This window comes from Streptosporangium minutum (assembly GCF_002149035.1).
Lineage (GTDB): Bacteria > Actinomycetota > Actinomycetes > Streptosporangiales > Streptosporangiaceae > Streptosporangium > Streptosporangium minutum.
This window is the reverse complement of sequence record NZ_NGFP01000075.1, coordinates 16,997-34,822: the sequence shown is the minus strand read 5'-3', so window position 1 is coordinate 34,822 and position 17,826 is coordinate 16,997. Positions and strand designations below refer to the sequence as shown.

Sequence of the window (17,826 nt, the reverse complement as noted above, 5' to 3'; positions counted from 1 at the left end):
CCGGGACCCCGAAGACCCCGAGATCCCGAGACCCCGAGACCCGAGATCCCGAGATCCCGAGACCCGAGATTCCGAGACCCCGAGATTCCGAGACCTCGGGGACCCCGGGCCTCCCGAGACCCCGAAGGCCCCAGCCCCCGGGACCCCGAAGATCCCGAGACCCCGGGGACCCTGGGCCCCCCGAGACACATGACGACCCCCGCCAACCGGCGGGGGTCGTCATGTCGGAGCCGGGGATCAGCCGCCCAGGTCGTCGCTGGGCGCCTCGTTGAAGAACGGGTCCTCGGTCTCCGTCGGTTCGGGATCCGGTTCCTCGGTGATCGGCGGTTCCTGGGTCGGTTCCGTCGTCGGCTGCTCGGTCGGCTGCGGAGCCTTCCCACTGGAGACGACCAGCGTGATCGTGGTGCCCTGCTGGAGCTTGGCGCCGGCCTCCGGGGCCTGGCTGAGCACGGTGCCCTCCGGCAGGTCGCTCTCCTGCTCGACGACCTTGTACTTGAAGCCCGCCTCCTTGAGCATCCGCTTGGCGTCGTTGACCGTGAGGTTGACCACGCCCGGGACCTCCACGGCCTCCTTGGGGACGTAGATCTGGACGGTGCTACCCTTCGGGGCCTTCTTGCCCGCCTCGGGGTTGGTCTCCAGCACCTTGCCCTGCGGGCCGCTGGAGGCCTTGGTCCGCACGCTGGGCACGAAGCCCGCCTCCTCAAGGGCGGCCTTGGCCTCGTCCGTGGTCATGTTGACCACGTTGGGCACCTCGGCCTTCTCCACGCCCTTGGAGACCGTGAGCGTGACCTCGGCGCCCTTGTCGACCGCGGTGCCGGCCGCCGGGCTGGTCTCGATGACCGTGCCCTTCTCCGACTCCTCGTCGAACTTCTCGACCGTTTTGACGGTCAGGCCGAGATCCGTCAGCGCCTTGGTCGCCGCCGCCTCGGTCCGTGAGGTCAGCGCCGGAATCTTGATCTTGTTCGCCGCGTCGGAGTCACCGGGGGAGCTCAGGAACATGTATCCCACGCCGATGAAGGCGCCGATGACCAGGAGCGGGACCAGGATCCACGCGGCGGTCTTGACCGCGGTGTTGCCGTTGCTCTGCTGCCGGCGACGGCCCCGCTCGCCACGCCCGCCGCCCTCCTCCGTGCCGTACTCGTACGCCGGGACGGCGCTGGTGCGCTGGGTGGCCGGTCCGCCGGGACCGGGGGTCTGCATGGTCCGGGTGGCCGAGCCGTAGTTGTTGGCCAGCGCCATCGTCTGGGCGTCCATCGGGATGCCGGACATCGCCCGCTGGATGTCGGCCCGCATCTCCCCGGCGCTCTGGTAGCGGTGCGCGGGGTCCTTAGCCATCGCCTTGAGCACGATGGCGTCGGCCCACTTGGGGATCTCCGGGTCGATCTGCGACGGCGGGATCGGGTCCTCGCGCACGTGCTGGTAGGCGATCGCGACGGGGGAGTCGCCCGTGAACGGCGGCTGCCCGGTCAGCAGCTCGTACAGCACGCAGCCGGTGGAGTAGATGTCGCTTCGGGCGTCCACCCGCTCGCCCCTGGCCTGCTCCGGCGACAGATACTGCGCGGTGCCGATGACCTGGGCGGTCTGCGTCATGGTCGCGGCCGAGTCGGCCATCGCGCGGGCGATGCCGAAGTCCATGACCTTCACGTCACCGTTGTTGGTGATCATGATGTTCGCCGGTTTGATGTCCCGGTGGACGATGCCGCCGCGGTGGCTGTAGTCCAGCGCCCGCAGGATCCCGTCGACCAGCTCGGCCGCCCGCTCGGGCAGCAGCCGCCGGTCGGCCCGGAGCAGGTCGCGCAGCGTGCGGCCGTCGACGTACTCCATCACGATGTACGGCACCGGCGCGCTGCCCGCCACGTCCTCGCCGGTGTCGTAGACCGCGACGATGGACGGGTGGTTCAGCGACGCGGCGGACTGCGCCTCACGACGGAAACGGGCCTGGAAGATGTGGTCTCTCGCCAGGTCCGCGCGGAGGGTCTTGATGGCGACGATCCGATCCAGCCGGATGTCTCGGGCGCGATATACCTCGGCCATGCCGCCACGCCCGACGACGCCGTCAAGCTCGTAGCGATCGCCGAGGCGTCGGGGCTGAGTCATTTCCTGCACTGTCCCTTACCGTTCATCTTGGGTGCCGGTGAGCTCTTGAGCCACCGGTGTCCATCATCGACCCGTTGCCGCATCACGTCTCCCCGTTCGGAGGCTCTGTGTCGCCGGGTCCGGGAGTGGTGCTCGGTGTGAGGCTCGGTGTCGCCGTCGGGGTGGTGGGCGTCGGGGTCGAAGTAGTCGGGCTGGGGCTRGGCGATGGCGACGTGGTCGGCCGGGGGCTGGGTTTGACCGATGTGCTTACCGTAGCCGACGGCGTGGGGGAAGGGCGGAGTGGCTTCGTCGGCGAGACAGGCGATCTGGTCGTCACCGGCTTGGTTCTGCTCGGCCGGACCGTGGGGGTCTTGGTGACCGGGCTCAGCGGCACGACCGGCTCCTCCGACGTGCTCTCGCCGTTGCGCTCCGTCAGGTCGTGGGCCACCAGTGTGCCCAGTCCGACGGCGGCGGCGCACCCCGCGGCGACCGCGACGATCGCCGTCGTCCGGCGCAGGCCACGGCGCCTCGGGGCGATCCGCGCCGTCCGCGCCGGAGCGGGACCGGAGCCCGTGGCCGGGCCGGAAGCCGTGGCCGGACCAGGACCCGGAGTCGATGCCAGGGCGGGGGCGATCTCCCGAGGCCATTCGCCCGCCGGCTCCACCCGCCACCCCGCGGGGTCGGTGAGCATGGCCAGGTCGGCGGCGCCCGCGGTGGCGAGCGACTCGCGCAGCGCGTACGCCCGGCCGGCCAGCTCCCCGGCTCCGGCGGGGCGCCGCCCGGGGTCCTTCGAAAGGCAGGCCATGACCAGCTCGCGCACCGCTGCGGGCACGCTCCCGGGCAGCGGCGGCGGGGTCTCGCCGAGATGCATGAGCGCGATCGCCACCTGCGTCTCGGCGACGAACGGCGGGCGCCCCGCCAGGCACTCGTAGGCGACCACGCCCAGGGAGTAGATGTCGGTCGCGAAGGTCAGCGGGTCTCCCGAGGCCTGCTCGGGGCTGACGTACTGCGCGGTGCCGAGCACGGTGCCCGTCTGGGTCATCGACGAGGCCTCCAGCGCCCTGGCGATGCCGAAGTCTGTGATCTTGATCACACCGGCCCCGGTGACCAGGAGGTTGCCCGGTTTGATGTCCCGGTGGATGATCCCGGCGCCGTGCGCCGCCCGCAGGGCCTTGGCGGTCTGGTAGACCACGTCGAGGGTGATCTCGACGCTCAGGGCGCCGTCGCGCGCCAGGATGCCGGCCAGGGACTCGCCGGGGACGAGCTCCATCACCAGGTAGGCGACGCCGTCGGCCTCGCCGTAGTCGAAGACCTGGGCGATGCCGGGGTCGGCCAGCTTCGCCGCGATCCTCGCCTCCCTGCGGAACCGCTCGCGGAAGGCCGGATCGGCCGCCACGTGCCGGCGGAGCAGCTTCACCGCCACCTCGCGGCCGAGCAGCTCGTCCTTGGCCCGCCAGACCTCGCCCATGCCGCCCGTCGCGATCCGCCCCAGCGGACGGTATCGGCCCCCGAGCAACGCGGTCATCTACCCAGCACCGCTTCCATCACGCTCTTGGCGATGGGAGCGGCGGTGTGACCGCCGGAGGCGTCGTCGCCGGCGCTGCCGGACTCGACCATGAGCGCGAGGGCGATCTTGGGGTCCTCGGCGGGGGCGAAGGAGATGAACCACGCGTGCGGGTCCTTCCCCTCAGCGGTCTCGGCGGTGCCGGTCTTGCCGGCGACGGTCACCCCGGGGATCTGCGCGGCGTTCGCGGTGCCGTTGTTGACGACGTTGACCATCATCTCCTGGAGCTTGCGTGCGGTGTCCTCGCTGATCGCGGTGGTGAACTCCTCGGGGTCGGCGCTCTCGATCTCGCCGCCCTCCGAGTCCGCGATCTTGTTCACCAGGTACGGCTTCATGACCACGCCGTTGTTGGCGATGCCCGCGGCGATCATGGCCATCTGCAGCGGGGTCATCTGGTTGCTGCGCTGGCCGATCGAGGCCTGGGCGAGCGCGGCCTTGTCCTCCTCAGGACCGAAGTCGCTGGGCGCGACCGGCATCGGGACGGCCAGCGGGTCACCGCCGATGCCGAACTTGCGGGCCTGGTCGTTGATGGCGTCGTAGCCCAGATCCATGGCGATCTTGCCGAACGGCGTGTTGCACGAGCGCTCCAGCGCGAACGACAGCGTCACCCGTCCGGAGCCGCACGCCGCGCCGCCGTAGTTGGGCAGGTCGGCGGTGGTGTTGGGCAGGTCGAGCCGCTGCGGGGCGTCCACCTGGCTCTGCGGCCCGAGGGTGCCGTCGCTCTCCAGATAGGCCGCCATGGTGACCACCTTGAAGGTCGAGCCCGGCGGGTAGGTGCGCCTGATCGCCCGGTTCAGCAGCGGCTGGTCCTTGTCCGTCTCCAGCTTCTTGGAGGCCTTGTTGACCTCGTCCTTGTTCGCCTTGGACAGCAGGTTGGGGTCGTAGGTGGGGATCGAGACCATGGCGAGGATCGCCCCGGTCTTCGGCTCGATCGCGACCAGCGCGCCCTTCTTGCCGCTGGCGCCGAGCGCCTTGTAGGCCGCCTCCTGCGCCTTGGGGTTGATCGTCAGGTCGACGTTGGCGCCCTTGGTCTTCTTGGCGGTGAACAGGTCGATGCTGCGCCGGATCAGCAGGTCGGCGCTGGTGCCGTTGAGCAGGCTGTTCTCGGCCAGCTCGATGTTGCTCTCGCTCTCCGGGGCGAAGAACCCGGTGATGGGCGCGTAGACCTTGCCCTCCGGATAGCGCCGCTCGAAGCGGAAGTCGTTGCTGCCGGTGTCGACGGACTCGGCGAGCACCTTGTCGCCCGCGGTGATCCGGCCCCGCTCGACCTCGTAGCGGTCGAAGAAGTTGCGGACGTTGCGCGAGTCCGCGCGCAGGTCGTCCGCCCGTACGCCCTGCAGGTAGTTCACGTTGAGCATGAGCAGGCCGAACATGAGCAGGCAGGCCAGGGCGACGCGCTTGAGAGTACTGTTCATCGCTGGAACACCTGCGTCATTCCTTCGTCCTGGATGGCCTGGGGCGGCGGCTTCCTCGCCGCATCCGACATGCGTACCAGCAGCGCGATAAGGATCCAGTTAGCCAGCAGTGCCGAGCCGCCCTGGGACATGAACGGGGTGACCAGGCCGGTCAGCGGGATCAGGTTGGTCACGCCGCCGACGATGATGAAGACCTGCCAGGCCAAGATGAACGACAGGCCGCCCGCCAGCAGTTTGGAGAACGGGTCGCGGGCCGCGATGGAGGTGCGCAGGCCGCGCTGCACGATCAGGGCGTAGACCATCAGCAGGGCCATCAGCCCGGTCAGGCCCAGCTCCTCGCCGGTGGCGGGGAAGATGAAGTCGGAGATGGCCAGCGGGATCTGCTTGGGATGGCCCTGGCCGAGCCCGGTGCCGAGGATCCCGCCGGTGGCCATGGCGAACAGGCCCTGCATGAGCTGCTCGCTGCCGCCGACCTTCTGGAAGAGCTCGGGGTCCTCCGGGTTGAGGTAGACCTCGAAGCGGGCGTGCACGTGCTCGAAGACCATGCCGGCGAGGATCGCGCCGCCCACGAAGAGCAGGATGCCGATCAGGACCCACGAGGTGCGCTGGGTGGCGATGTAGAGCATCGCGATGAACGTGCCGAAGATCAGCAGGGAGGAGCCGAGGTCCTTCTGCAGGATCAGCACGCCCAGGCTGAAGCCCCAGACGATGAGGATCGGGCCGAGGTCGCGGGCGCGGGGCAGGTCGATGAAGAGCAGCCGCCGGCCGGCCAGCGCCAGCACATCGCGCTTGGCGACCAGGTAGCCGGCGAAGAAGACGATCAGGGCGAGCTTGGCGAACTCGGCGGGCTGGAGCTGGCCCACACCGGGGATCTCGATCCAGATCCGGGCGCCGTTGATGTTCTTGCCGATGAACGGCAGCAGCGGCGAGATCAGCAGGAGGAGTCCGATGGCTCCGGCGGTGTAGGTGAGCCGCTGCAGCGCGCGGTGGTCGCGCAGCACGATCAGCGTCACGCTGAACAGGACGACCCCGACGGCCGTCCACAGCAGCTGGGTGTTGGCCGAGGCGCCGAACGCCTTGGACTGTTCGAGGCGGTAGATCATCACCAGGCCGAGGCCGTTGACCAGCGTCACCAGGGGCAGGATCAGCGGGTCGGCCCAGGGCGCGAACTTGGCGAGCACCAGGTAGGCGGCCAGCATGAACCCGCCCAGGCTGAGGCCGTAGGTGAGCATGCCCGAGGGGATCTGCTTGTCGATCGCCAGCCCCACGTTGGCGTACGCGAACATCACGATCACGACCGCGAAGGCGAGCATCGCCAACTGGGCCAGCCGTCGTTTGGCGGGCAGGGGGACGGGCTCGACGCTTGGGGTGCTCATGTGTCTACTGCGACCTTGTGGGTTCCGGGGATGCGGTGCCGCTCGGCTGGGGGGTCTGCTTGCCCTTCCCGTCAGGCTTGGATTCAGGCTTCGCCGTCGGTTTCGTCTCGGGCTTCGCCGCGGACGTCTTGAGCTCTTCTATCTTCTTCAGGCCCTCGTCGACGCTGGTGACGGGGATGCCGTCGCGGACCTGGCCCTGCTGGAACGCGCCAAGGGCGGTGACCGACTCGGTGGTGCTCCGGGCGACGTCGAAGAGCTCGATGGGGCCGAGGTTGGTCTTCACGCCCTGGAAGACCACGATCTCATCCCCTTTCGCCCCTACGAAGTACTGGTCGTCGAGCCACTGGCTCCCGAAGTACCACCCTAGGCCGCCGCCGACCAGGACGACGCCTCCCACCGAGGCCATGAGCGGCCACAGCCGGCGGCGTCTGGCCGGCCGCGCCGTGGCCCTGACAACTGGCTCATCGAGATCGTCGTCCGTGATGACGGGCTGGGGCATGGTGATCCCCGCGGCGTGACCCGCCGGGGTGTCCGGCAGCTGGGTCCGCGGCCGAGTGGACCCGGCCGCGCCCACCACGGCGGCCTCGACGGGGAGGGCCAGCCCCTCGTCCACCTCCAGGACGTCGGCGAGCACGCAGGTGATGTTGTCGGGACCACCGCCGCGGTTGGCCAGGTCGATGAGCGTGCGGACCACCGTCTCGGGGTCCTCGATCGTGGAGAGCGTGTGGTGCATCGTCTCCGCGCTCACCACCCCGGACAGCCCGTCGGAGCAGAGCAGGTAGCGGTCGCCGACCTGGGCCTCGCGCAGCGACAGGTCGGGGTCGACCTCGCCGCTGCCGTCGAGGGCGCGTAGCAGGATCGACCGCTGCGGGTGGGTGGCGGCCTCCTCCAGGGTGATCCGGCCGTCGTCCACCAGCGACTGGACCAGGGTGTGGTCGTGCGTGATCTGGTAGAGCTCCCCGGTGCGCAGCAGATAGGCGCGGGAGTCGCCGACGTGGACCAGCGCGACCCTCGTGCCGGACCACAGCATGGCGGTCAGGGTGGTGCCCATGCCCTTGAGGCTCGGGTCCCGCCCGACCATCTCGTGGAGCCTGCGGTTGGCGTCTCTGACCGCCGCCTCGATGGCGCTGAGCAGGTCACCCCCCTGCGGGTCCTCGTCGAGGGAGGACATCGCGGCGATGGCGACCGAGCTGGCCACCTCACCGTGTGCGTGACCGCCCATGCCGTCGGCGACGGCGAGCAGACGGCCGCTGGCGTACGCCGAGTCCTCGTTGCCTTCGCGGAGGAGGCCGACGTCAGAGCGGGCGGCGTAACGGAGTGCGATGGTCATTTGCGCAATTCGATGACGGTCTTGCCGATGCGGATCGGAACACCGAGCGGCACCGGGGTCGGACGGGTGACTTTAGAGCGGTCGAGGTATGTGCCGTTGGTCGAACCGAGATCTTCCACGATCCACTGACCGTCCTGGGGGAAGAGCCGGGCATGCCGACTGGAAGCGTAGTCGTCGCTGACTACCAGCGTGGCGTCGTTCGCCCGGCCGATGGTGATTGGCGTCTCCGAGAGGGTAATGGTGGTGCCTTCCAGGGGACCACCGATGACGACCATCTGCCGCGGCTCCCCCTTCTTGGGTTTGGCCGCGGGCTTGACCGGCTTGGGGGCCTTGCGCGCGGGGGCGGCGGTGGTCGTGCGTGATCCGAACAAGTCTGTCCGGATCACGCCGACCGCGGCAATCACGAAGAACCACAGCAACGCGAGGAACGCGAGCCGGATCAGCAGCAGCGTGAGCTCGGACATGGACCGTTTGTTTACCTTTAATCGCGCCGGAAAACCAGAGTCGTCCGCCCCAGCGTCACGCGAGTGCCGTTCTGGAGCTCGACCCGGCGGACCGGCTGGCCGTTGACGAAGGTGCCGTTCGTGGAGCCGAGGTCGACGAGCACGACCAGGGGACCCTCCACGCGCAGCTCGGCGTGGTGCCGGGACACACCCGGATCGACCAGCCGTAGATCACAGTCGGTGCCCCTGCCGAGCAGGGTCACCGGGGTGGTCAGGTCGTAGGACCGCTGTCCCTGCGGGTCGTCCTGGGTGGAGACCAGCAGGCGGGGGCGGCCCCCGAAGGCATGCGGCTTGGCGGCCGGCACGTCGCTCACCGGCTGGCGGATCTCGTCCTGTTCGACGGTCGCGCCGCGGATCACGCCGGAGCGGATCCGGAACAGGCCGACCGCCAGATCGTCGGCCGTCTCGAAACGCACCCGGACCGGTCCCACGAAGGAGTAGCCCTGTTCCTTGGCGTACTCCCTGGCGAGGTTGGCCAGTTCAAGGCTGATGCTGTCCGCGTAGACCTCCAGTCGCTCGCTGTCCGTGGTGGACAGCTCGACCACGAAGTCGTTCGGCACGAGCGTGCGCCCTTGGGCGACGATCGCCGCACGTTCGTCCATCTCGCGTTGAACCGCGCTGGCCACCTCGACCGGCTGAAGGTCAGATTTGAACGCCCGCGCAAAGGCTCCCTCAACCAAGCCTTCGAGCCTCCGCTCGAAGCGCTGAAGGACTCCCACCGGGTACCTCCCTTCCTCCGTCTACCTAGGTCACGGCCGCTTGGGGCTTGTTCCTCGCTCTCTCGCACCCAGCCGTTCCGCTCCGCGTCTAGGAGGATCGTATCCGGGTTCGTGGGTACCGGCTGATCCGTGCTAATGTTTCCACCGCACCCAAAAGGGCGGGTGGCGGAACGGCAGACGCGCACGGTTCAGGTCCGTGTGTCCGAAAGGACGTGAGGGTTCAAATCCCTCCTCGCCCACTCAAACAGAGCCTCGGTCGCGCGGACAGCGCACCGGGGCTTTCTTGTTGTCCGGGGAATCCGCGCGCTCATCGGGGCCGTCCGTGGAGTCTGGTGCCGCTCGGTTCGATCATCGATCAAAGTAGTCGTTCGCTCCCTTATAGAGAAGTCCCAGCCATTACGTAAGGGACTTCCGGGTTTTGAGCCGGTACGGCACGCGCTCTGTTCTAGCCGTCCTCGCTTGCCGATCACTTTCGGGGCACTTGCCGCCAATCGGCCGATCATGAATTCGATTACGCTGACAGAGAAATCGGGCCGGGGGAGGTCTCTCCCCCGGCCCGTTCGCTTGCCCCGCCGGCCGCGTGCCTAACCTCGCGGGGCACTCCGGCTAGCGCGTGGCGAGGATCCGGACGTCCAGAAGCTCGCCGAGCAGGTCGGTGAGACTCACCATGCCGGCCACCTCGCCGCCGCCGTCCGTGACAAGGCCCACATGGGCGTGGGCCTCCTGGAGGACGGAGACCGCCTCGGGGATCGTCGTGTTCTTCTCCAGCCGGGGCACCGGCCGGGCCAGCTCCGCCGGGCTCGCGCCGGGCCGGACCAGGACGTCTCTGACGTGCAGCACGCCCAGGACGTCAGCCGGCCTGCCGGAGTTGACCAGCAGGCGCAGGTGCCCGCTGTCGGCGGCCGCGTGGCGCACCTGGGCCTCGGAGGCGTCCCCGGGCACGCAGGTGGCCTCCCCGATGGGCAGCATCAGGCGTTCGACCGGCTGCTGGTGGACCCGCAGGGCCCGCGTGAGCAGGTCGTGCTCGTCCCGGTCGAGCAGGCCCATCCGGCCGGACTCGCCGACCAGCATGGCGAGCTGGACCGGGGTCCTGGTGGTGGCCAGCTCGTCCCTGGCGTGCACGCCGAACACCCTCAGCAGCGCGTTGGTCAGCCCGTTGAGGGAGGACAGCACCGGCCGGACCAGCCAGGTGAAGCCGCGGAACGGCAGCGCCAGGCTCATCGCCGCGGTCTCCGGGTGGGTCAGCGCCCACGACTTGGGAGCCATCTCCCCGATCACCATGTGCAGGAAGGTGACCAGCGCCAGCGCGATCACCAGCGAGATGGGGACCTGCAGCGACTCGGGCAGGCCGACCAGTGCGAAGACCGGCTCCAGCAGGTGCTCGATGGCCGGCTCGGTCACCATGCCCAGCCCGAGCGAGCACAGCGTGATGCCGAGCTGGGCCCCGGCGAGCATCAGGGAGAGCTCCCTGCCGCCGCGCACGGCGGCGCGGGCCGAGACCCGGGTCAACCGGCCGCCCTTGCCCGCGAGCTCCTCCAGGCGATGCCTGCGGGCCGAGATGACCGCGAACTCGGCGGCGACGAAGAAGGCGTTGCCGATCAGCAGGGCCACGCCGAGCAGCAGGGCTCCTGTGGTGCTCATCGTCCGTCCACCGCACTTCGCTCGATCATGGGTCTGTCGGCGCCGCGGGCGATCATCCGCGGTGCGGCCATCGCGTGCTCGCCGTCCTTCTCGGGGGCCCCCGCCGCGGCCGGCGCCAGCCGTACCCACTCGGGGACCCTGCGGTGCACCGACAGCACGGTGAGCACCGCGTCGGCCTCGTCGGCGCTGTCGTTCTCCAGCAGGTCGGTCTCAAGGGTCAGTGTGACGGTGACCTGGTCGCCGGGCTCGGCCATCCGGCCGAGGGTGGCGAGCACCAGGCCGGCGATGGTCTCGTAACCGTCGCTCTCGGGGAGCTCCAGCCTGGTCACCCGCTCGACCTCGTCGAGCCGGAGCGTGCCGGGCAGGTCCCAGGTGCCGTCGTCGTTGGCGACGACTCCTGCGGGCTCGGGGTCGTTCTCGTCGATCAGCTCGCCGACGAGCTCCTCGGCGAGGTCCTCGACGGTGACCACGCCGGCGAGCCCGCCGTACTCGTCGATGACGCAGGCCAGGTCGTCGCCGGCGGCGCGCATGCGCTCCAGCACGACCGGGAGCGGCAGCGAGTCGGGGACCAGCAGCGCGGGTCGGGTGATCTTCTCCAGCGGGCCCTCGGTCAGGCCGGACTTGAGCAGCTCCCGTACGCCGGTGACGCCGACCACGTCCTCGCCGTTGTCCTTGCGGAGCACCGGGTACCGGGAGTGGCCGTGCTCGCGGACGGCGTCGAGCAGGTCGGAGATCGGGCGCTCGACCCGGAGCAGCACCACGCGGGGGCGCGGCACCATGACGTCCTCGGCGGTGCGGTCGCCGAACTCCAGCGCCCGCTCCAGCAGCTCCGAGAGCCGCGGGGGAAGGTCGCCGGCCGTGGCCGACTCGGAGATGATCCGCGACAGCTCCTCGGGGCTGGCGCCGTGCTCGACCTCCTCCACGGGCTCCACTCCCACCCGGCGCAGCAGGCCCGTGGCGGCGGAGTCGAACAGCCGGATGACGGGCCCGGCGATTTTGAGGTAGACGATGGTCGAGCCGGAGAGGAACTTGGCCACCGGCTCGGGACGGGCGATGCCCAGGTTCTTGGGGGCGAGCTCGCCGAGCACCATCTGGACGACGGTGGCGACCGCGATGGCCAGCGCCACCGCGATGCCCGGGACCGCCGCCTCCGGCACGCCCGCGGCCTCCAGGCCCGGACGGATGACCGTGGCGATGGCTGGCTCGGCGATGAAGCCGACGAGCAGCGCGGTCACGGTGATGCCGAGCTGCGCGCCCGACAGCATGAACGACAGGCGCCCCGTCACCTCCAGCGCGCGCTTGGCCGCCGCGTCACCGGCTTCGGCCTGTTCGCGCAGCACGCCGCGGTCGGCGGCGACGAAGGCGAACTCCTGGGCGACGAAGTAGCCGGTGGCAAGAGTGAGGAGCAGTACGGCCAGCAGGCCGAGAGCCGTGTTCACCGGGCGGCTCTCCCGGTCGAGTCATCGGTTCCCGTGCGTCCGCACGGGCAGGTACTCCATGAGTCCGGAGTGGACACGATCATCCTTTCGCGTAGGGGTCGTCCCTTACCGTAACGATCCATGTGGGGGTCGATGTTTCCAGATCGGCCAACGATCACGTCGTTGGTGGCTAAGTACCCATCTGCGTACATTTCCATAGGGAAACCTTGACGAGGCGTCGGCGCGCGACGGGGCCACGACGTAGCGTCGATAATGACGTTCTCATCGTGGGTTCAAGAAGTGGCGGGGAGACGACGTGGGTGACTGGCCGGAAGACGACGATCGCACACGCGCGTTGCGATCGCCCCAGTCCCCGCCGCCCCGGGCGGCGGGGCAGCCCGCCTACCCGGCGCAGGGGCGGGGCCGGCCGGCGGGGACCGCCGGGCAGGCGCCGGCCGACGACACGCCACCGCGGTCGACCTCACGGGTGTACGGCAAGGCCAGGGAGGGCTCCGGCCCGGTCAGGCCGCTCCCCGGTGAGACCGCTCCTCACGCCGGATCCCCCGACGGCTCCTCCGGCGGCTCCTCCGATGGGAAAGGCGGGACCCGGATGCCGCGCATGACCTGGCGCCCGAAGCGGCCGGGCAGGCTGATCGTGCGGATCCTCATCGGCCTGCTCGTCGTGCTGCTGGTGCTCGCCGTCGGCGGATACTTCGTGATCAATTCGCGGCTGAACCGGATCGAGGCGCTCACCGACTACGACGGCCGTCCCGCGGACACCCCCGGCACCAACTGGCTGCTGGTCGGCTCCGACAGCCGCGCCGGCCTGACCAAGGCCCAGCGCAGGAAACTCGCCACCGGCAGCTCCGTCGGCCGCCGGACCGACACGATGATGCTGCTGCACATCCCCGACACCGGCGACCGCCCGACCCTGGTCAGCCTCCCGCGTGACTCCTACGTGCCGATCGACGGCCACGGCAGCGGCAAGCTCAACGCCGCCTACGCCTACCAGGACGGCGGTCCCAAGCTCCTCGCCAAGACCGTGGAGAAGGTCACCGGGCTCCGGATCGACCACTACATGGAGATCGGCTTCGGCGGCTTCGTGGGCATCGTGGACGCCATCGGCGGGGTCGAGATCAACGTCAAGCAGGCCATCAAGGACCCCAAGGCGGGCATCGACCTGAAGAAGGGCCTGCAGACGATGGACGGCGGCACGGCCCTCGGCTACGTCCGCACCCGTGCCACCGGCGCGATCCCCGACTTCGACCGGACCCAGCGCCAGCGCCAGTTCTTCTCCGCTGTGGTGAAGAAGGCGGCCAGCCCCGGAGTCCTGATCAATCCCTTCCGCTCCGTCCCCCTCGCGTTGAGCGCCACGGACTCGGTGGCCGTCGGGGAGGAGAGCGGCGCCTTCAACCTGCTCTCCCTCGGCCTCGCGATGGGCGACAACCCGGTGACCACGGTCGTCCCGGTCGGCTCCCTGCCGACCATCAACGGGCAGGCGGTCGTCAAGTGGGACACGGCCAAGGCCCTGCGCATGTTCGACGCCCTGGCCCAGGACAAGCCGGTCCCCAAGGACGCCCTGGGCAAGTAGCGGCCCGGACGGAGGCCGCCGGGGCGCTGCGCCGTCCCGGCGGGGCGCGGCACGGCCGGAGGGCGCGGGAGCCCCGCCGCCCCGGCGGTGTCCTGGCAGTGCTCCGGCGGTGCTCCGGGGGGTGCTCCGGCGAGCGGAGGCCCGGCCGGAACGCCCGCCGGGCCCCGCCGTATCGGCGGCGGGGCGCCGGCCGCCGGCGTCTCAGCCGCCCGCGCCGGCGGTGCTCGCGGCGATCGATCCGGCGATCACCGCGGTCATGACGGCGGAGTTGACGGCGGCGATGGTCTTGGCGACGGCCGCGCCGGCCCACTCGCCCTCGGTGATCTCCTTGACGCGCTCCTTGCTCGCGCCGGGGAACGCCTTGCGGTCGATCTTGGCCGCGTGCAGGACGGCGATCAGCACGGCCGCCCGCTCGTCGGGGGCGGCCCCGGACAGCACGCTCTGGACGCTCTCCCGGATGCCCTGCTCGACGCGGGGGTCACGCTCCGGGTAGCGGGTGCTGGGGAAGACCCCGAGGATCTTGCGCGGCTCCTCGCTCAGCACGCCCCGCTCGGCCAGGCGGGAGAGCAGGCGCTTGCGGAGCTTGGCCGAGTGGAGCTTGTAGACCCACCAGTCGGGCTTGCGCTCCTTCGGCTCCCCGGCGATCCGGGCCAGCGTCGCGTCCAGCTCCTCATCGCCGAGAGGCGTGGGATCCAGGACGGTGACCTTCTTGTCGGCCAGGTCGATCCGGCCGTTGATGGCCAGCTCCGCCAGCAGGGCGCCGCCGAGGGCGGCGTCGAGCTCCGATGAGCCGATCAGCTGTCTGCCCTCCACCTCGCTGTAGGCGAGCAGGAGGACTTCCTCGGCGATGATGGTCGTCATTTCTCCGACCCTATGACGTAAGCACTACGTAAGCGCCGGTGGCGGGTATCCGGGATACCTTCGCCCCAAGGCCCGCGACATCGTGACGATCACAGGGCCCGGAGGGCATCATGCGTGTCAGGAGACTGCTCCGCCACCCGGCCGCCTGGGCGGTCATGACGCTGGGCGCCGTCGCGCTCGGCGTCGCCCTGTACCTGTTCCAGCCCTGGCGCCTGTTCACCACGGTCGAGGTGGACGAGGCCGTGCCGGTCGCCGCGGCGACCCCGCGGGCGACCCCGGAGACGGGCGGGCGGACCACGGTCACCCGGTCGCCGGGCGGGCGGGCGGAGGCCCCGGAGGGTCCCAGGACCCTGGCGGCGGGCACGTTCGTCTCGCACGAGCACGGCACCGAGGGCAGGGCCAGGGTGCTGGAGCTGGCCGACGGCAGCCGGGTGCTCAGGATCGAGGGCCTGGCGACCTCCGACGGCCCCGACCTCCGGGTCTGGCTGAGCGACCAGCCCGTCAAGGAGGGCCGGGCCGGGTGGTACAACCTCGACGACGGCGAGCACCTCGAACTGGGCGAGCTCAAGGGCAACAGGGGCAACGCCAACTACGCCATTCCGGCCGGGGCCGACCTGGACAGCCTGAAGACCGCCACCATCTGGTGCAGGCGCTTCGGCGTCTCCTTCGGTGCCGCCGCCCTGAACTGAGACAATGCTCGGCTTATGAGCATTTCTGCAGAACTCCATGCCATTGGCCGTCCGCTCGTCGAGGCGCAGCTCGCCCACCCGACGGTGGTGGGGATCGCCGAAGGGAATCTGGCGGAGCCGGTGTTCCGGTCGTGGCTGGAGCAGGACTACCTGTTCCTCCTCGACTACGTGCGGGTGTTCTCCCGGCTGGCCTGGCAGGCCCCGGACGGGCACCTGGGCGACCTGGTGGACCTGGCCCACGCCACCTTCCACGAGGAGCTGAACCTGCACCGGTCCCTGTCCGCCGAGTTCGGCGCCGACCTCGACGGAGCGAGGAAGGGACCGGCCTGCGCCGCCTACACCTCCTTCCTGCTCGACTCCGCGGCGGACTACGCCGACGGCCTGGCCGCGCTCTACCCCTGCATGTGGGGCTACTCCACCCTCGGCCGCGTCCTCGCCGAGAACCCTCCGGCCGAGCCGCGCTACCGCGCCTGGGTCGACACCTACGCGCATCCCGGATTCGCCGAGCTGACCGAGCGCATCGCCGTGATGATCGACGAGGCCGTGCCGGACCTCGGCAGGGCCAGGGCACTGTTCACCGAGGGGATGGCCCACGAGCTCGCCTTCTGGGACGTGCCCTGACCTGGCCGATCGTGTCCGCTCACGAGTGCCTGCGCGCATATGTTGATGAGGTCGCGGGCGGTCCAGCCGCTTTGCGCCCCATCTGGTGACGGACTTGAAAGAATGGATGCCATGAGTGTTCCTGAGGTCGAGGTGCGGGACGTGCCGGACGGCGCGTTCCTGCTTGACGTGAGAGAGAACGACGAGTGGCGGGCCGGGCACGCGCCCACGGCCGTCCACATCCCGCTCGGCGAGCTGCAGGCCCGGGTCGGCGAGGTGCCCAAGGACGCGCCCGTCTACGTGGTCTGCCGCGCCGGCAGCCGTTCCGCCCACGCCGCGGCCTGGCTCGGCCACGTCGGCTGGGACGCGATCAACGTGGGCGGAGGCATGCAGTCCTGGGAGGTCGCCGGACGGCCCATGGTCAGCGAGAGCGGGCAGGATCCGTTCGTCGCCTGACCCGGCTCTTGCGGAGAAGGGAAGAAATGACATAATTCGGGGCGAATTATCTATCGCGGGAGCTCGGGCGAGACCGGGCTGAGAGGGCGGAATCGGGCAAAGGGGCACATGACCCCTCCGACGCGCCGCCGACCGCATGAACCTGTCCGGGTAATGCCGGCGTAGGGAGCGTTTCATGACGTCCGACGTCATCGATGCCAAGCATGCCGAGGCCCCCCTCACTCTCGACCAGGCTCCGCCGAAGACCCTCGGCGCGCTCGACCAGAGCGCGTTCTGGGCCAATCTGGGCGTCAGCCTGCTCGGCTTCTCCTTCGCGCTTTTCCTGATCAACCCGCTGGGCGACGACAACCCGCTCACCTTCACCGCGGCGCTGGTCGCCTCCCTCGTCGGCAGCCTCATCGGCACCGCGATGGTCGGCCTCGCCGCGGTGCCCGGGGCGCAGACCGGCCAGCCCGCGATGGTGCTGCTGCGCGGGCTGTTCGGCGCGCGGCTCTCCGCCGTCCCGACCGTGCTCAACATCATCCAGATGATCGGCTGGGGCGCGTTCGAGCTGTGGGTGGTCGCCATGGGCGCGCAGGCGATCTTCGGCGCCTCCGTCCCCTATCCGGTCTGGGCGATCGCGGCCGGAGTCCTGACGACGGCGCTGACCATCTACCCGCTGGGCGCGATCAGGCTGCTGCGGCGCTTCGTCACGGTCGGCGTGGTCATCTCGGTCGCCTGGTTCGCGGTGGTGTTCCTGCGCGAGACCCCCGCCCAGACCGGCGGCTCCTGGGACGCCTTCGCGCCGGCCGTGGACTTCGTCATCGCCCTGTCGGTGTCGTGGGTGCCGGTCGCGGCGGACTACGCGAGGCACTCGCGCTCCAGCCGCGCGGCGTTCGGCGGCGTCGTCGGTGGCTACACCATCGCCCAGGTGGCCTGCCTGGCCGTCGGTGTCTACGCGGTCGCGCTCGCCGGTCACGGCGCGGTGTCCGACCAGCCGACGGCCGTGTTCGCGCCGTTCGTGGCGGCCCCGCTCGGGGCGCTGTTCTTCGGCATCCTCGTGCTGCGCGAGACCGACCAGTCGTTCGCGAACGTCTACTCCACGGCGATGTCGCTGCAGAACCTGATGCCGAGGGTGGACCGCCGGATCTTCTCCGTGGCCATCGGCGTGCTGACCACCGGCGTCGCCCTCGTCGTCGACGTCAACTCCTACGGGGCGTTCCTCGGCATCATCGGCGCGGTGTTCGTGCCGATGCTCGGCGTGCTGGCGGTCGACTACTTCCTGCTCGGCCGCGGCAGGGACTGGGACACCTCCGAGAACGCGCCCTCCCGCTGGCTCATGGTGATCCCGTGGGTGCTCGGCTTCGTCACCTGGTGGATGCTCGCCGCGCCCTCGGCGGTGTCGTGGTGGGCGGCGATCTGGAACGGCGCCCGGCAGGCCGTCGGCTTCACCCCGCAGCCGTGGATGAGCTCGGCGGTCGGCGCGTTCCTGGTCGCGGGCCTGATCACCCTCGGCCTCGGCGCGCTCCGCCGCCGCAGGTGAGCCGGCGCGCCACGAGCGCGCCGGTCACGGCCGGGCCGGCCGCGTCAAAGTGAGGCACGGCCCGG

The 17,826-nt window shown here is 70.3% G+C and carries 15 protein-coding genes and 1 tRNA gene; 6 read left to right on the top strand and 10 right to left on the bottom strand.

From position 1 onward, the window contains the following. Positions 1-237: 237 nt before the first annotated feature. The 7 genes from pknB to CA984_RS17935 form a co-directional block, all read right to left on the bottom strand. The gene (pknB, locus tag CA984_RS17965) at positions 238-2,097 is read right to left on the bottom strand and encodes a Stk1 family PASTA domain-containing Ser/Thr kinase (protein ID WP_086573817.1); all 1,860 of its coding nucleotides are present in this window, start codon (positions 2,095-2,097) and stop codon (positions 238-240) included. 82 nt (positions 2,098-2,179) lie between these two features. Beyond that, the gene (locus CA984_RS17960) at positions 2,180-3,601 is read right to left on the bottom strand and encodes a serine/threonine-protein kinase (RefSeq protein ID WP_086573814.1); all 1,422 of its coding nucleotides are present in this window, start codon (positions 3,599-3,601) and stop codon (positions 2,180-2,182) included. Then, positions 3,598-5,055: a peptidoglycan D,D-transpeptidase FtsI family protein gene (locus tag CA984_RS17955; RefSeq protein WP_086573812.1), complete on the bottom strand. Its 1,458-nt coding sequence runs from the start codon at positions 5,053-5,055 to the stop codon at positions 3,598-3,600. Before CA984_RS17955 ends, CA984_RS17960 begins: the two co-directional genes overlap by 4 nt. Next, on the bottom strand, positions 5,052-6,431 hold the full coding sequence (locus tag CA984_RS17950; protein WP_086573809.1) for an FtsW/RodA/SpoVE family cell cycle protein: 1,380 nt from the start codon (positions 6,429-6,431) through the stop codon (positions 5,052-5,054). Before CA984_RS17950 ends, CA984_RS17955 begins: the two co-directional genes overlap by 4 nt. 4 nt (positions 6,432-6,435) lie before the next feature. Continuing rightward, complete coding sequence (locus CA984_RS17945; RefSeq protein WP_086573806.1) at positions 6,436-7,761, bottom strand: Stp1/IreP family PP2C-type Ser/Thr phosphatase; 1,326 nt, start codon at positions 7,759-7,761, stop codon at positions 6,436-6,438. Next, the gene (locus CA984_RS17940) at positions 7,758-8,225 is read right to left on the bottom strand and encodes an FHA domain-containing protein FhaB/FipA (protein ID WP_031161774.1); all 468 of its coding nucleotides are present in this window, start codon (positions 8,223-8,225) and stop codon (positions 7,758-7,760) included. The genes CA984_RS17945 and CA984_RS17940 overlap by 4 nt, the downstream gene beginning before the upstream one ends. A gap of 17 nt (positions 8,226-8,242) precedes the next feature. Continuing rightward, entirely contained in the window at positions 8,243-8,983 is a 741-nt protein-coding gene (locus CA984_RS17935; protein WP_086573803.1) for an FhaA domain-containing protein, read from the bottom strand. 156 nt (positions 8,984-9,139) lie between these two features. Here CA984_RS17935 and CA984_RS17930 point away from each other — a divergent pair. After that, positions 9,140-9,222 (top strand) — tRNA-Leu (locus tag CA984_RS17930). Between the two features lie 367 nt (positions 9,223-9,589). On the opposite strand, the gene CA984_RS17925 is transcribed toward CA984_RS17930, so the two are convergent. After that, complete coding sequence (locus CA984_RS17925) at positions 9,590-10,624, bottom strand: hemolysin family protein (protein ID WP_086573801.1); 1,035 nt, start codon at positions 10,622-10,624, stop codon at positions 9,590-9,592. After that, the gene (locus CA984_RS17920; protein WP_086573798.1) at positions 10,621-12,063 is read right to left on the bottom strand and encodes a hemolysin family protein; all 1,443 of its coding nucleotides are present in this window, start codon (positions 12,061-12,063) and stop codon (positions 10,621-10,623) included. The genes CA984_RS17925 and CA984_RS17920 overlap by 4 nt, the downstream gene beginning before the upstream one ends. A 295-nt stretch (positions 12,064-12,358) precedes the next feature. Here CA984_RS17920 and CA984_RS17915 point away from each other — a divergent pair, with 295 nt between their 5' ends. Then, entirely contained in the window at positions 12,359-13,633 is a 1,275-nt protein-coding gene (locus CA984_RS17915) for an LCP family protein (RefSeq protein WP_242676019.1), read from the top strand. Positions 13,634-13,834: 201 nt separating this feature from the next. Here the strand turns inward: CA984_RS17915 and CA984_RS17910 are convergent, their stop codons facing one another. Continuing rightward, positions 13,835-14,494 carry a GOLPH3/VPS74 family protein gene (locus CA984_RS17910; RefSeq protein ID WP_086573795.1) on the bottom strand — a complete coding sequence of 220 codons (660 nt, stop codon included), beginning with the start codon at positions 14,492-14,494 and terminating at the stop codon, positions 13,835-13,837. A 110-nt stretch (positions 14,495-14,604) separates the two neighbouring features. Between CA984_RS17910 and CA984_RS17905 the strand changes: the two genes are divergently transcribed. From CA984_RS17905 to CA984_RS17890, 4 genes are all read left to right on the top strand, one after another. Beyond that, complete coding sequence (locus CA984_RS17905) at positions 14,605-15,183, top strand: DM13 domain-containing protein (protein WP_086573792.1); 579 nt, start codon at positions 14,605-14,607, stop codon at positions 15,181-15,183. A gap of 15 nt (positions 15,184-15,198) precedes the next feature. Next, on the top strand, positions 15,199-15,804 hold the full coding sequence (locus tag CA984_RS17900) for a TenA family protein (protein ID WP_086573789.1): 606 nt from the start codon (positions 15,199-15,201) through the stop codon (positions 15,802-15,804). A 102-nt stretch (positions 15,805-15,906) separates the two neighbouring features. After that, positions 15,907-16,239 (top strand): rhodanese-like domain-containing protein, encoded by a 333-nt coding sequence (locus CA984_RS17895; RefSeq protein ID WP_086573786.1) that lies wholly within the window; start codon positions 15,907-15,909, stop codon positions 16,237-16,239. 175 nt (positions 16,240-16,414) lie between these two features. After that, positions 16,415-17,761 (top strand): purine-cytosine permease family protein, encoded by a 1,347-nt coding sequence (locus CA984_RS17890; RefSeq protein ID WP_086573783.1) that lies wholly within the window; start codon positions 16,415-16,417, stop codon positions 17,759-17,761. The last annotated feature ends 65 nt before the right edge of the window (positions 17,762-17,826 follow it).